The organism is Rossellomorea sp. LJF3, from assembly GCF_037046045.1.
Taxonomy (GTDB): Bacteria; Bacillota; Bacilli; order Bacillales; family Bacillaceae_B; genus Rossellomorea.
The window spans coordinates 1-13,668 of the sequence record NZ_JBANLY010000028.1; the positions used below are offsets into that span (position 1 = coordinate 1).

At 44.6% G+C, this 13,668-nt stretch carries 16 protein-coding genes; 11 read left to right on the plus strand and 5 right to left on the minus strand.

Annotation, left to right across the window (positions count from 1 at the left end; all coding sequences use genetic code 11):
• The 5 genes from V8G47_RS20845 to V8G47_RS18710 form a co-directional block, all read left to right on the plus strand.
• Window positions 1-81 (plus strand): IS3 family transposase (locus V8G47_RS20845; protein ID WP_442970879.1); only part of this gene is annotated, 81 nt, incomplete at its 5' end.
• 178 nt (window positions 82-259) lie between these two features.
• Complete coding sequence (locus tag V8G47_RS18695) at window positions 260-640, plus strand: helix-turn-helix domain-containing protein (RefSeq protein WP_034760875.1); 381 nt, start codon at window positions 260-262, stop codon at window positions 638-640.
• 360 nt (window positions 641-1,000) lie between these two features.
• Entirely contained in the window at window positions 1,001-1,777 is a 777-nt protein-coding gene (locus tag V8G47_RS18700; RefSeq protein ID WP_336201407.1) for a class I SAM-dependent methyltransferase, read from the plus strand.
• A 14-nt stretch (window positions 1,778-1,791) separates the two neighbouring features.
• Window positions 1,792-2,589 carry an arylamine N-acetyltransferase gene (locus V8G47_RS18705; protein ID WP_336201408.1) on the plus strand — a complete coding sequence of 266 codons (798 nt, stop codon included), beginning with the start codon at window positions 1,792-1,794 and terminating at the stop codon, window positions 2,587-2,589.
• Window positions 2,590-2,890: 301 nt separating this feature from the next.
• Window positions 2,891-3,805, plus strand: a complete 915-nt coding sequence (locus V8G47_RS18710) for a diacylglycerol kinase (protein ID WP_098438365.1) — start codon at window positions 2,891-2,893, stop codon at window positions 3,803-3,805.
• A 54-nt stretch (window positions 3,806-3,859) separates the two neighbouring features.
• Here the strand turns inward: V8G47_RS18710 and V8G47_RS18715 are convergent, their stop codons facing one another.
• Window positions 3,860-4,210, minus strand: a complete 351-nt coding sequence (locus tag V8G47_RS18715; protein ID WP_060671575.1) for a hypothetical protein — start codon at window positions 4,208-4,210, stop codon at window positions 3,860-3,862.
• Between the two features lie 216 nt (window positions 4,211-4,426).
• On the opposite strand from V8G47_RS18715, the gene V8G47_RS18720 reads away from it, so the two are divergent.
• From V8G47_RS18720 to rlmD, 3 genes are all read left to right on the plus strand, one after another.
• Complete coding sequence (locus V8G47_RS18720; protein ID WP_336201409.1) at window positions 4,427-4,732, plus strand: antibiotic biosynthesis monooxygenase family protein; 306 nt, start codon at window positions 4,427-4,429, stop codon at window positions 4,730-4,732.
• The gene (locus tag V8G47_RS18725; protein ID WP_336201410.1) at window positions 4,732-5,103 is read left to right on the plus strand and encodes a hypothetical protein; all 372 of its coding nucleotides are present in this window, start codon (window positions 4,732-4,734) and stop codon (window positions 5,101-5,103) included. Before V8G47_RS18720 ends, V8G47_RS18725 begins: the two co-directional genes overlap by 1 nt.
• A 131-nt stretch (window positions 5,104-5,234) precedes the next feature.
• Window positions 5,235-6,611: a 23S rRNA (uracil(1939)-C(5))-methyltransferase RlmD gene (gene rlmD / locus V8G47_RS18730; protein WP_336201411.1), complete on the plus strand. Its 1,377-nt coding sequence runs from the start codon at window positions 5,235-5,237 to the stop codon at window positions 6,609-6,611.
• A gap of 21 nt (window positions 6,612-6,632) precedes the next feature.
• On the opposite strand, the gene V8G47_RS18735 is transcribed toward rlmD, so the two are convergent.
• Window positions 6,633-7,892: an S-adenosylmethionine decarboxylase related protein gene (locus V8G47_RS18735; RefSeq protein ID WP_336201412.1), complete on the minus strand. Its 1,260-nt coding sequence runs from the start codon at window positions 7,890-7,892 to the stop codon at window positions 6,633-6,635.
• Between the two features lie 305 nt (window positions 7,893-8,197).
• Between V8G47_RS18735 and V8G47_RS18740 the strand changes: the two genes are divergently transcribed.
• The gene (locus V8G47_RS18740) at window positions 8,198-8,428 is read left to right on the plus strand and encodes an excisionase family DNA-binding protein (RefSeq protein WP_034760887.1); all 231 of its coding nucleotides are present in this window, start codon (window positions 8,198-8,200) and stop codon (window positions 8,426-8,428) included.
• A gap of 43 nt (window positions 8,429-8,471) precedes the next feature.
• The gene (locus V8G47_RS18745) at window positions 8,472-8,669 is read left to right on the plus strand and encodes a YwbE family protein (RefSeq protein WP_060671570.1); all 198 of its coding nucleotides are present in this window, start codon (window positions 8,472-8,474) and stop codon (window positions 8,667-8,669) included.
• Window positions 8,670-8,850: 181 nt separating this feature from the next.
• Here V8G47_RS18745 and V8G47_RS18750 read toward each other — a convergent pair whose 3' ends face one another.
• The 3 genes from V8G47_RS18750 to pxpB all read right to left on the minus strand — a co-directional run bounded on the left by V8G47_RS18750 (window position 8,851) and on the right by pxpB (window position 11,785).
• Window positions 8,851-9,993, minus strand: coding sequence for an NRAMP family divalent metal transporter (locus V8G47_RS18750; protein ID WP_442970880.1), 1,143 nt, complete (start codon window positions 9,991-9,993; stop codon window positions 8,851-8,853).
• Window positions 9,994-10,064: 71 nt separating this feature from the next.
• The gene (locus V8G47_RS18755) at window positions 10,065-11,069 is read right to left on the minus strand and encodes a biotin-dependent carboxyltransferase family protein (RefSeq protein WP_336201414.1); all 1,005 of its coding nucleotides are present in this window, start codon (window positions 11,067-11,069) and stop codon (window positions 10,065-10,067) included.
• On the minus strand, window positions 11,066-11,785 hold the full coding sequence (gene pxpB, locus V8G47_RS18760) for a 5-oxoprolinase subunit PxpB (protein WP_336201415.1): 720 nt from the start codon (window positions 11,783-11,785) through the stop codon (window positions 11,066-11,068). The genes V8G47_RS18755 and pxpB overlap by 4 nt, the downstream gene beginning before the upstream one ends.
• 530 nt (window positions 11,786-12,315) lie before the next feature.
• Here pxpB and V8G47_RS18765 point away from each other — a divergent pair.
• Window positions 12,316-13,506 (plus strand): MFS transporter, encoded by a 1,191-nt coding sequence (locus tag V8G47_RS18765; RefSeq protein ID WP_336201416.1) that lies wholly within the window; start codon window positions 12,316-12,318, stop codon window positions 13,504-13,506.
• Window positions 13,507-13,668: the final 162 nt, after the last annotated feature.

Here is a 13,668-nt window from a genome sequence, read left to right on the forward strand (position 1 = left end):
AATCATGAACGTTCAAAAGAAAAATTGGATGGACTAAGTCCAGTCGAATACCGAACTCAGTCCATCCAATCAGCTGCATAACAAAACTCTAACTTTTGGGGTTAGCCACCGTTCCGGGGGTCTTCTTTCAATTGGTTCATGGTGCTTCATGATGCTCAAAAGGAAATGGTAATAAGTACCCGCCGGGATGGTATTTATTGCCGGTTCACGAATGGGTGTATTCAAGTTAATATGATAAAGGATGAGGAGTTGAAGCATCATGATTCACCAAAAGACAAATACAATTGTTATAGAAGCGCTAAATAAATTTCCCCATAAAATTCACATTAAATTGGGAGAAATCCTGCGCGAACGAGGATTGACTCAAGGCGATCTTCACCGCTTAACAGGATTAAGAGTGGCTACGATCAATGAGCTAGTGAATTTCAAGAAGAAATCCTTAACAGTGGCTCACCTAGTATCCATTATGATCGCCCTCAGAATTACAGACATTCGTGATCTTATTGAAATAGAATTCGACCAGGAAGTCCAAGACTACTTCAACGAAGAAAATCAGCGAATGAAAAACGGATTCACCCCGGACCTCACGAAAACCGCCGAACAAAACGTAAAGCGGATCGCAGCCGGAGCCAACAACTAAAGAACACCACACAGCAAACGGTCATCTAAACGGTCATCTCTGATGACCGTTTTTTTTTTAGGGACGGACCTCTATTCCTTAATGAAATCACCCACTAAAATGATAGAAATATAATTTACTATAAGGTTTACCACGAGTAGAAATAGGATAATTTCTTAAAGTAACCGATCATTTAAAGGATTACATATTATGACGATATAAAGTTAAGCGAGGTCCGTCCCTCGGCAGGAGTTTTCCCTTGGCATACAGAATGTAGTATGTATGTAGGAAGGCTCTTTGTGCAGGCGGCTGTGATGGAGTTGACATGAAATCGTAACGTTCAGCAGAGTGAAAATCAATTATGATAGGGGAAGAGAGTGAATGGAAGTGAATTTTAGTAATGTGACCTCCCGTTACGCTGCGTCTTGTGATGATATTCCGCATCAGTTTTTTGATACGTTGAAGGTAAGAGGAATCGTGTGGGAAGGAAGGAAAGTGGCTGAGATTGGTTCAGGTACCGGAGCCTTGACAAGAAAGCTTCATAAGCGTGGAGCCGAAGTGATCGGAGTCGAACCTTCTATTGACCTGAGGAAAACGGCCAAGGCTTTGGAAAGCAGGCAATACCTCGAGATCCCTTATCTGACCGGCACTGCAGAATCAACGAATCTGCCAGATCACTACTACGATATCACGATGAGTCATAGAAGCTGGCATTTATTCGATCGCCCGAAAGCGATACATGAAATGAAGCGTATTTTGAAGGAGAAAGGAACGTTCATTGTAAGCGATTCAAGCTTCCTTCCGAATCAGGAAGTCGTAAAGGATACGATGACGTTTTTGCATGAATATATCGATGAAACCCCGGAAGGAAAAGCTGATCAGGGCAATCAAGTAAATGGATTTCCCGTGGAGTGGTTGTTAGAATGGCAGCAAGCCGACTTTACGATCAAAGATTTTTATACATTTTACTATATGGTCGATTTCACCATACAATCCTGGTGCGAGCGTGTGGGCTCCCTTTCCTTGCTCACTCATTTAGACGATACGGAGAAAGAAGGAATACTGCAATCATTACATACTTTCTTATCCAGACGTCACGACTCCCTCCATGAGTTTACTCTTGAGCACCAGTTTACAGTCTGCCTGATGAAAAAGTAGAAAGAGTGATCGGATTGGAAGCAGTAAAAAAATACGTGAACTATCTGAATATGGACATAGAGACCCCTACGTTGAACTACTTACAGCGTTTGATCCAGCAGCATTTGATACGGATTCCCTATGAGACGTTCAGTAAATTTTATTATTTCTCACAGGGTGGATCCTTTGTCCCCTCGTTAGAGACATTTGCAGAAAATCTCCATCTGAAAGGGTGGGGAGGAACTTGCTTTACGCTAAATATTAATTTTGGAAGATTGTTAAAAAAACTAGGTTTCCATTGTCAATTTGTCAGAGTGAACCCCGGACACTTGGGATTGATGATCTCGATTGATAATCGTAAGCTGTATGTTGATGTGGGGTATGGTTCTCCCATCATGAAGCCTGTGGAGCTCGAGGCGAGACAGAAGCATCTTCTTCACGGCTTTGGAGAAGAAATCATCTTTACCCAGAAGGACATCCGTGAATTCGAAGTCGATCGGCGTTCAAACGGGAAGACGTTTGTAAAAAAGACCATAGAGTGGATACCGCTTGAAGAAGAAGACTTGGAGTCGGACATACAAGCGTCCTACCTGGATTCCGATGACAACATCACCATGAGAAGAATCACCGCCGTCCGCTTCCAGAGGAACCAGTGCTATTTCCTCCGTAACCAGACGTTGAAGGTCATGACCTACCGGAATATCCGGGAGTACCAAATGAAGGATCTGGATAAGTGGAAAGACATCATTGGTGAAGTCTATCATTTTGATATGAAGTCCCTTGAAGAATCCATCCGATTTTTGCAAAAACGGAATATACATCTATTCCCATAACCGTACAGAATATCAGGGTGATATTCTGTACGGTTATTTTTTTTGCTTTACCACCAGTGAGACTCCCCATTTATGAATTCTTTCTGACAATCATGGATCCGACTCCCTTCAGGCGTGGGGAAATTTCATATTTCATTAGATTTTTCCAATGAAAAGAGTTATGATATTGACCGGTGGACGATTTGAAAAATCCTGCCTTTTGAACATATTTTGCATGAATAATTTAAATTGGTATATGATGTTAAAAGATGGTATATACATGGACGAGTTTTTTGAATCAATACAGATTAGGATGATGGGTATGAAACGAGCAAGAATTATATACAATCCGACTTCGGGGCGGGAGCTTTTTAAAAAACATCTCGCTGAAGTATTAATCAAATTGGAGCAGGCAGGATATGAAACATCTGTTCACGCAACCATTTGTGAAGGGGATGCAACCGAAGCGGCACGAATTGCTGTCGAACGCAAATATGATATCGTCGTCGCTGCAGGTGGGGACGGTACGTTAAATGAAGTCGTCAACGGATTAGCCGAACAGGACTACCGGCCGAAGCTTGGGATTGTTCCAATGGGGACAACAAATGACTTCGCCCGTGCCCTGCACATTCCAAAGGATATCAGCTCGGCCATTGATGTGATTACGAAGGGTGAAACGATCCCTGTCGATATCGGACGCATGAATGACCGCTATTTCATCAATATCGCTGGTGGGGGAAGAATCACAGAATTGACCTATGAAGTCCCGAGTAAGCTTAAAACCATGATGGGACAGCTTGCTTACTACCTGAAGGGCATTGAAATGCTTCCTTCCATAAAACCGACAGATGTATCGATCGAATATGATGGGAAGTTGTTTGAAGGACAAGCGATGCTTTTCCTCATCGGATTGACCAACTCGGTCGGGGGCTTCGAGAAACTGGCTCCAGATGCCTCGATCAATGACGGTTTATTTTCACTCCTGATTCTGAAGAAAACGAATCTGGCAGAATTTATCCGCATTGCGTCCCTGGCAGTACGGGGAGAGCATGTGAACGATCCGAACGTCATATACACACAAGCCAATCGGATCAAGATCAAGGCGAAAGAAAAAGTGCAGCTGAATGTGGACGGCGAGCTTGGCGGGGTCCTTCCAGCCGAATTCGAAAACCTGTACCGTCATCTGCAAGTCTTCGTCCCACTTGATAAGATCCGGCCTGAAGATAAAGCGGAATGATAAAAAGGAATGCCGTTGGGGTTACGGCATTCCTTTTATTTGTATGATGATTATTTAGTTAACGAACAAAAAAACGGAAAACGTCAATGGGAATCCGATCAAAAAGCCCCATCCGATCTGTTGTTTATGACGGAAAGGGACCTTCCGGACGATCCAGGATAATAGATGGGCGACAATCACAAAGGCAAAGACCCATATCAATTGCCCGACGACGAACACAAATAAATAGGCGAGGATCGATTCTTTATTCAGCAAAAGGGATATCCCGAATCCAAAGGTCAAGGTTAAAAAGGTGAGTCCGATCAGTATATAGGGTAGCCACCACCTTCTTGACTTGAGAGCGAATAACACTCCAAGAAAAACATTCCCTACAAGGATAAGGTTTACTAAGAAGTCTGGGTTCATATATATCTACCTTCTCTTTCTAGAATTGTTGCACATACCATTGTACCCTTTGTAGATCGGATAAAACGCGGTAAGTTTTTACATCCTAACAAGAAAATGTACATTGTGACGCTTTCTATTAAATTCTGTTAAATTTTGTATTCCCCGGCACTCCCTGACTATGTTACAGTGAATAAAAAGCATGTCTGATCATGTGCCGCAGAGAAGAGGAATTCAATGTATATCGTACATTCAACATTTGTAGTGCCTGATGAGAAGGCGGAGGAAGTCATATCAATCTATCATTCCCGTTCAGGTCTGGTAGACGAAGCAGAAGGGTTTCAACGTTTTCTCCTGCTGCAAAATGAAAGAAAACCGGGAGAAATAACGGTCCATATGGAGTGGGATACGAAGGAACACTTTATGGCCTGGGTTCAGAGTGATGACTATAAGCGCATTCATGATCTGGAAAAAAAATACCCGGATCAGGAACTCGCCTCCATCATCCCGTCCATTGACCGGTATAAAGTGGTGGCGTACTGATGGAAAATAAATATAAAAGTGTCATAGATGAAGCCGTTGTGAAATTATATGACCGATACCCGGAATTGAATGAAAAGTACGGAGATGCCGGCCGGAAGAAGTGCTATGAAGATAATATTCATCATTTCAACTATCTGGAGTCTGCTGCCGATGTAGGCGAATCGAAGGTGTTTTCCGATTATGCCCTCTGGCTGAACAGCGTGCTGGTAAGCAGGGGCATGAAATCAGATCATCTCATCGATAATTTCAAGTGCATCATGGAATCCCTCGAAGAGACCCGTGTCGAAAAAGGTGAAGCCTTCAAGCTTTATCTGAACCAGGCCATCGAGTCCATCCAGTCCGCGGACAGGGAAGAACCCACCTCATCCTGAACACAAAAAGCATCGGCCCGTCGATGCTTTTTTTCATAGAGAGGGACGGACCTCTATCCATTTCATTCTCCTTATCCATTTATGGTACAATCAGTAGAGTCTTAAAAAGGAATTCGTAAAGGAAGATATACGTGAGTAAAAAAGCACCCGTTCAAAAAAATGATTATATAGATGAAGCCGTATTCGAGGATTTGACCCATGACGGCAATGGAGTAACCAAGGTCGACGGATACCCATTGTTCGTCCCAAATGCCCTGCCCGGGGAAGAAGGCCGCGTCAAAGTCGTGAAAACGAGTAAAGGCTACGGATTCGGCCGACTGTCAGAACGCACGAAAGAGAGTCCGTTTCGTCAGGAACCTCCTTGTCCGATCTACAGGGAATGCGGAGGCTGTCAGATCCAGCATATGACGTATGAAGGCCAGCTAAAAGCGAAAGAGAAGAATGTAAGGGACGTAATGCAGCGTATCGGCAAGCTTCCTGACGTAAGCGTGCACCCGGTCCTCGGAATGGAAGAACCATGGCGCTACCGTAATAAAGCCCAGGTTCCCGTCGGGGAAAAGGACGGACGGTTTGTAGCAGGATTCTATCAAAAGCGCAGTCATGAAATCATCGATATGGACAAATGCATCATTCAATATGAAAAAAATGATGAAGTGATCCAGCATGTGAAGGATGTATGTGAAAAATTGCAGGTCCGTCCCTATGATGAGAAGAATCATAAAGGGACTCTCCGCCATATTATGACCCGGACGGCGTATACGACGGGTGAGGTGATGGTGGTACTGGTCACGCGGACGCCTGAGCTTCCCCATAAGAAGGAGATAGTGGATGCACTTATTGAAAATATAGAAGGCTTGAAATCGGTCGTTCATAACGTGAACCCTAAACGAACAAACGTGATCATGGGCGATACAACCCGCGTCCTTTGGGGAGAAGAGGTGATCCACGACTATATCGGTGACGTAAAGTTCGCGATCTCAGCAAGATCCTTCTATCAGGTGAACCCCGAGCAGACGAAAGTGCTTTATGATAAAGCGTTGGAGTATGCCGATTTGCAGGGAGAAGAAACGGTCATCGATGCGTATTGCGGAATCGGGACGATCTCCTTATTCCTCGCTCAAAAGGCGAAGAAGGTATACGGGGTGGAAATCGTACCACAGGCGATTGAAGACGCGAAGCAAAATGCCGAGTTGAATGGTATGACGAATGTGGAATTCAAAGCTGGACCTGCGGAAGTCGTCATCCCCGATTGGTATAAAGAAGGGATCAAAGCGGATGTCCTTGTCGTGGATCCTCCGCGAAAGGGCTGTGATGAAGCACTTTTGAACACAATCCTTGCCATGAAGCCGAAGCGGGTGGTCTATGTATCCTGCAACCCGGCAACCCTTGCCCGGGACCTTAGAATATTGGAAGACGGCGGGTATAAAACAACGGAAGTTCAGCCCGTTGATATGTTTCCTCAGACGATGCACTGTGAAGCCGTTGCCAAGATAGAGTTAACAGAATAAAAATGTAGAGGTCATCGGCCTCTACATTTTTTTCATTCGATTTAACAATAATCCATCGGTGGTATCGTTTTCACCCACGATAAAGTCTTTCATATAGTATTGAACATACTCACCATAGCGACTCCCGGTTTCCATCAATAGTTCATCTACATATCTCACTCCATTCGGCAAAGCGTCAAGAAGAAGGGAAGCGAACCCGGCATAAATCCCACACGCCACTTGGAAATAGGTGGCGTTCGTTTGATATTTTTCATAAATCTCTTTATTGCTCAGCTCATTATACATATATAGTTCACGGTCCTTATAAACGAGCAGGACCCCTACTAAATCTTTCCCTATTAAGGGCTGTTTGCCGGGATCAAGGGTTTCCATGGGATAATCCCAGATCTTATCTGCATCGTCAAGGTTATTTCGGATGAGAGTTGTCGTATGATCGTTCACTTTATATAGAAAGCCCCCTTCCATATTGAACCTCCTGCATAACGTATACACTTCTTCATGGGGCATCAGACATCCATTGAATGTCACGTCACCAAGGGTCACTTTGAATTCCAAATCATATACATTTTCATAGAGAAAGAGGGGTGTTCTCTCCTTCATCATCATCGGGAAGCTTAAAATGGCTTCATCAAGGAAACATTCAGGAGACCATGTGGTATAGACGCAGTTCTCCTTAGCAATGGTTTCATCTTGAAAGAAAGAGGTATCATGCTCTACAATGTAACATGCAAGGGGCAGGTCTTTCATGGCCTTCATTCTTTCGATGGCCATCCACTGTACCACTCCCGGATTCATTCCAGAGCATACAATCCCTTTCATATTCGTGTAGGCAGACTTATTCTCCTCAAAGATACGGAGGCGTTCCATGAGGGGAAAACCTTCATATTCCTCTTCGTTGTCGTCTACCATTTTATTTTCTAAAGCGGTATTGATATATTGTATTCCCAGTTCATTGCAGCAATTAAGCATCTCTACTGTGTCGGCCCATGAAACATCCAATACAATCGACGTTTTGGAATCCCTTAAATGTTTTTGAAAGAGTGGGAGGTTGTGAAGATCAAAGTTCATTATACGGAATTGATTGAATAAATGTGGGGAAAGAGCGGAGTAATAGCTGGATTCTTTTTGATTGTGATCGATTAAATAAATCACGGCATCCCGGATTACGTAGTGGATGGGGTCCTCCTTATCCTGAACAGATTTGTTAAGAATGGAAAGGACTGATTTTGCCACACCTCCTGCGCTACCAAGAATCGTTATAATCGTTTTCGTTTTTAACACGTTTCCTTCATCCCTTCATTATGAAATTTTCGTTACTTCTAATTTTCCTTCTCCTTTCTCAATGAGGTAACTACCTACTATCAGATTATGTCCTCTTTCATTTGATGGGACCGGCTATCAATCATTTAATGGGAAAATCCACCGAATCACTAGTATGATATTTTCCCGGAAGTACAGATGACATGGAGTGGACACCCATTCGGTTCAAATCATGTCGACAGATTTTGAAAAAAGATGAAAGGTAAAGTATGATAGAAGATAGTAATTCATACTTGTACAAGTTAAGAAAAGTGAGGAAGAACTTCATGTATCTCACCATTAAAGAAACAGCCGAATATCTGTCCCTCCCCGAATCGTACATTGAAAGCCTCGTCCAACAAAGAAAGATACGTGCGGTTCATGACGGGGAACAATATTTACTATACCGGGATCAATTCAATCAGCATCTTGAACAGATGGAAAAAATGAAGCGGCAGCTCGCAGAATATCTAAGTGAACCGATCCCTGAAGATATTGATGTGAAGGATGAAGACTAGTCCTGGACGAATCCAGAAATTTTCTTAAGGAATGGAGAATACGATGAACGGACAACAGCGTTCCAATATCAAACCGGGTCTTGAAGTGGACATCGTCCTGAAAAAAGACCAGCGAACAGACAAACTAACTCGGGGGATCGTGAAAGATATTTTAACGAATTCCCCGAATCATCCACATGGCATCAAAGTCCGATTAGCAGATGGACAGGTTGGCCGGGTGAAGAATATTATTCAGAAATAAGAGGCCGGAGCGGTCTCTTTTTTTCTATTTATGGAAAAGTGATGTTCCAAAGTGGTGTACCTGGTACAATTCAATGGGATTGTACCAGGCACAGGAATGTTAGATTGTACCTGGTACAAAAAAGTCAGCTGCCAAAAAAGACCTCGATCCCCGCAAGGGATCGAGGTCTTTCGATTTTTGCTTAACTAAACAACTGAGGAATGCCTTGGATCAACGAGTACACACCCATATAAGACATGGCCACGACGATCAGCACACCGAATACGGTCATCCAGACCGGGTGCTTGTAGTCACCGACGATTTTTGCTTTATGTGCGGCAATCAGCATGACACCAAGGGCGATCGGCAGGATCAATCCATTGAGGGACCCGACCAGGATCAAGATGGCAACCGGTTTACCGACAATCACGAAAACAAGTGTTGAAATCGTAATGAAACCGATGATCAGCCACTTATGATATTTCTCAAGGAGTGGGCTGAATGTACGGATGAAGGATACCGACGTATAGGCAGCCCCTACTACGGATGACACAGCGGCAGACCACATGACGATACCGAACATTTTGTACCCGATATCACCGGCAGCCAGCTGGAATACGGACGCAGGTGGGTTCTTAGGGTCTAATGTAAACCCTTGAGCGACAATCCCTAACGCGGCGAGGAATAGAAAGATCCGCATGATGGACGCGATTCCGATGGCTGATACGGAGCTTTTTGTGATTTCAGGAAGGGCTTTTTTCCCTGTTATCCCAGCCTCTAATAATCGATGCCCCCCGGCAAAGGTGATGTATCCACCGACGGTCCCGCCGACCAGGGTGATGATCGCGAGAAAATCGATGGTGTCGGGAGCGAATGTTTTCGTTACGGCTTCGCCGACAGGTGGATTCGCTGTGAACATGACATATACCGTAAGGATGATCATTAATAATCCCAGGATTTGAGCGAATTTGTCCATTAATCTGCCCGCTTCCTTTACCAGGAAGATCCCGACTGCAACGATCCCGCTGAACAATGCGCCCATTTCAGCTGAGATCCCGAACAGGACATTCGTACCGAGTCCCGCTCCGGCGATATTTCCGATGTTAAAGGCAAGGCCACCCGCCACGATGAGGATGGAAAGGAAATACCCTAATCCAGGAAGGACATCATTTGCGATATCCTGAGCCCTTTTCTCAGAGATGGCAATGATGCGCCAAATATTCAGCTGTGCGCCAATATCGATAAGGATGGAAATTAAAATGACGAAACCAAAGCTTGCGGCCAGCTTTTCAGTAAAGACGGTTGTTTGAGTCAGGAAGCCCGGTCCGATGGCGGAGGTCGCCATCAGGAACGCTGCTCCCAGTAATAGGCTGAAATTCGATTTTTTCTTCAAGGGGTTCTCTCCTTTGTTGTGGACTAAGAGTTAAATTTCAAGGCGATTCCTTGCTTTAAATGGTTTAATTGTCGCTCGCGATCTATGTATAGCTCCTGCGCCTTTTCATGGGAGATCATGGTGAATGTAATGGCTTCTCCCGGCTTCGTTTGAGCAATGAGGGGAAGATCCACGGATGCTATGTATCCTATCCTCGGATAACCTCCCGTCGTTTGCCGGTCGGCGAGCAGAACGATCGGCTGACCATTCGACGGAACCTGAATCGTTCCAAACACCACCGCTTCCGATACCATATCGAATTCCTCATCAAGATGGAGGGACGGACCTTCAAGACGGTAACCCATCCGGTCTGATTGGGAGGATACTTTAAATGGCTGCTTGAAGAACTGCTCCCGGCTCTCTTCGGAAAATAAATCGTACTCCGTTCCAGGGATGATCCGAATGGCTTTCTTCTGGTGATAGGATGAGATGAATTCAGATGAAATCGACCAGTCGATTTCCGTGAAGTCACTCTTCTCCACATAGGGAAGTAAATAGTCGATCATATTGGCTGATTCTTTGTTGATCGGTCCTGCTTCCAACATATCGCCAGGCTGAAGGGGACGACCATCCAATCCTCCGATTCCCGCCCTTACATATGTGGACCTGCTGTTCATGACTTTCTCGACTTTAAAACCTCCTGCAACCGCAAGATAACTGCGGCAGCCATTCGTGCATGCCCCGAACTTCAGGATGCTCCCGGCTTTGATCAAGAGGGATCTCCTTAATGGAACGGGCTTCCCATCAATCGTCGGAGTCAGGTCTCCTCCGCAGATTGAGATAAGGGAGGTTTCCTTAAATTCTAGGACGGGTCCCATCAGGGTGATTTCAAGGGTGGCCTCTTCCACATCATTGCCGACGAGAAGGTTCGCAATTTTGTGGGCGAGGGGATCCATGCTCCCACTCACGATGACGCCGTACTTTTGATATCCGTACCTTCCTAAATCCTGGATGGTTGTCAGGAGGCCCGGCTTGATTATATTAATCATTGTTCCTCCTCCAATGCTTTATATTCTTCAAATGAAATCGGAGTGAAGCGTATTCGGTCCCCGGCTTTCAGCAGGCTTGGTGAGTCGTCGTTATCAGGTTGGAACAGTTTTATGGGTGTACGGCCGATCAACTGCCATCCACCGGGTGTTTCTATGGGATATACCCCTGTTTGTTCCCCTGCTATTCCAACTGAGCCTGCCGGTATTTTCAGGCGTGGGGACTTTCTTCTTGGCGTCGCGATTTCCGGAGACATGCCGCCGATATAAGGGAATCCGGGTGCGAAGCCGATCATGTATACGAGATAGTCCCCGTTGATGTGTTTCGTTATGACTTCTTCAGTGGATAACTGATGATGGTTGGCGACTTCTTCAAGGTCAGGCCCGAATTCTCCTCCGTAGCATACGGGGATGTCGATGATTCTTGCTTCTCCTTTTTCTTCCGTTTTCAGGGTTGAAAGCATGTTTTCGATTTCAGAACAGACGACCGTGTATGGAAGTGTGTTCTGAAAGGGTTTGTGAGATTCGGTGATGTTGATTGGATCGTAATAGAGTGTGACGGTTGTGAAGGCCGGGATATATTCTACCAGCCAGTCGAATGATTGGGTTTCGATTATATTTGTTACCGCTTTCACCAGGTCGTGTGTTTCTTGCTGAATCGAGCTGCCTAATTGGATGACGACGGCGTGGTCGCCTAATGGGCGTAACGTATAATTCAAAGAATAACCTCCATTCATGGTTGTATATTTATAGGGAATAAAAAGTAAATATGTATGAGTGGCCGCGTAAAGACTATTCAGAAAAGTTTGGCCATGTTGTTATTATAGTATAATTCTTTGTGTTTTCAATAAAAGTATGGGAAATAGCTGTGTAAATAAGAAAGATTAAGACTTTGCACCTAATGATAGTGCAGGCGTTTTTTGGCTTATTCGAGTGAAACGTTCGTTTCACTCGCCTTTCAGCTTATGCTGAAAGGCCGTGGATAGGGGGACAACCGACAGGAGAAAATTCATTTTCTCCTGTCGGTTGTCCCCCTATCCACGGAATAAGCCAAAAAACAGTTAAGAATTATTTTCTCTATAATAATGAATGAAGGTTCATTGGTACTATTTGCAATTTGTTAAAAACTTACACATTTCCGTTGTTTTATTTCGTATCGCAATTGTGTATTGTGTGCTATTATTTAGTAATCCGAAATAATATCCCCATCTGTTGGTGGGGTTTGATAGATGGGATGGGAGGTTTTTTTATGAAGGTAAAGGATCCTTTATGGACGAGGTCTTTTATTATGTTGATGGTGGGGAATTTGTTTGTGTTTATGTCGTTTCAGATGTTGATTCCGACGCTTCCTCCTTATATTAAGTCGATTGGGGCATCGGGGCTTGAGATTGGATTGGTGACGACGCTGTTTTCAATCGGGGCTGTGTTAAGTCGGCCGTTCATTGGGTTTATGCTGGAATACAGGGACAGGAAGCCCCTCGTCTTGATAGGGGTAATCTCGTTACTCGCGATTACGGTGATTTATCCATTGTCGAGTGTGGTCTTCATCTTTCTATTATTCCGTTTTGTACATGGACTCGCATGGGGATGGTCCACAACGGTCAACGGAACGGCAGCCGTCGATGTGGTGCCTAAATCCCGTTTGGGTGAAGGGATGGGGTATTACGGCTTGTCGATTACGATCGGGATGATCATCGCCCCGAGCCTCGGAATCTATTTATTCCAGGTGACGACCTTCACAAATCTGATCATCACATCAAGTGTACTGGGTGTCATCGCGATCTTCCTATTGGGGATCGTTCATTATCAGACGCCTAAAGTGGTCAAAGAAACGAAGAAAGAAGATTTGAAGTTTTCCTATCTTGGTTCATTGGTCGAAAAATCCAGCTGGTTCCCGGCTTTCATTACCATCATGGTGACATTTGGATACGGATCGATCGTAACATTCATCGTCATCTTCGGGGAAGAACGAGGAATACAGCATATCTTCCTATTCTACTTATGTAATGCGATCATGGCGTCCCTTTCCAGACCGATTGCTGGAAAGTGGTTTGATGAACGGGGACCAAAGGGGCTTGTGCTATTCTGTATCGTGGTTACGTTTATCGGCATGTGGGCACTGTCTTTCGCTCATTCCGATTTACTGATTGTCGTATCCGGTCTTCTTTTCGGAGTTGGATTCGGCTCACTCATTCCAACCCTTCAATCCTGGACATTGTCCATGACGCCGGATCATAGACGTGGAGTGGCGAACGGTATGTTCTTCTCTTCCATCGATCTTGGTATCGGGTTGAGCGGCTTAGTATTCGGCGTGCTGGCTCAGTATGTCGAGACGGGAGTACTATTCCAAATTTCCAGCCTGTTTTTACTCATTGCCCTCGTAGTGGCGATTCTTGAAGGCAGAAAACAAAAAAAGCTTGTCCATCAGACTTCCGCATAGTTTGATGGGAGAATAATAGTGGTAAGTATAAAGGACTATCTGTTTTGAAAGTGCATCAAAGCCTTTCGTAACGGATAGTCCTTTCTTCTGTAATGGAAGTGATCCCATTGAATCACGGCAGAAAGTATCAATCGAAAAATGAAAAGGAAATGAAATTTTATC

Excerpts from the sequence above, each read along its gene's own strand:
- V8G47_RS18695 (WP_034760875.1), top strand. The coding sequence starts at position 260 with ATGATTCACCAAAAGACAAATACAATTGTTATAGAAGCGCTAAATAAA.
- V8G47_RS18700 (WP_336201407.1), top strand. The coding sequence starts at position 1,001 with ATGGAAGTGAATTTTAGTAATGTGACCTCCCGTTACGCTGCGTCTTGT.
- V8G47_RS18710 (WP_098438365.1), top strand. The coding sequence starts at position 2,891 with ATGAAACGAGCAAGAATTATATACAATCCGACTTCGGGGCGGGAGCTT.
- V8G47_RS18715 (WP_060671575.1), bottom strand. The coding sequence starts at position 4,210 with ATGAACCCAGACTTCTTAGTAAACCTTATCCTTGTAGGGAATGTTTTT.
- V8G47_RS18720 (WP_336201409.1), top strand. The coding sequence starts at position 4,427 with ATGTATATCGTACATTCAACATTTGTAGTGCCTGATGAGAAGGCGGAG.
- V8G47_RS18725 (WP_336201410.1), top strand. The coding sequence starts at position 4,732 with ATGGAAAATAAATATAAAAGTGTCATAGATGAAGCCGTTGTGAAATTA.
- V8G47_RS18740 (WP_034760887.1), top strand. The coding sequence starts at position 8,198 with ATGTATCTCACCATTAAAGAAACAGCCGAATATCTGTCCCTCCCCGAA.
- V8G47_RS18745 (WP_060671570.1), top strand. The coding sequence starts at position 8,472 with ATGAACGGACAACAGCGTTCCAATATCAAACCGGGTCTTGAAGTGGAC.
- V8G47_RS18750 (WP_442970880.1), bottom strand. The coding sequence starts at position 9,993 with ATGGCGACCTCCGCCATCGGACCGGGCTTCCTGACTCAAACAACCGTC.
- V8G47_RS18755 (WP_336201414.1), bottom strand. The coding sequence starts at position 11,069 with ATGATTAATATAATCAAGCCGGGCCTCCTGACAACCATCCAGGATTTA.
- V8G47_RS18765 (WP_336201416.1), top strand. The coding sequence starts at position 12,316 with ATGAAGGTAAAGGATCCTTTATGGACGAGGTCTTTTATTATGTTGATG.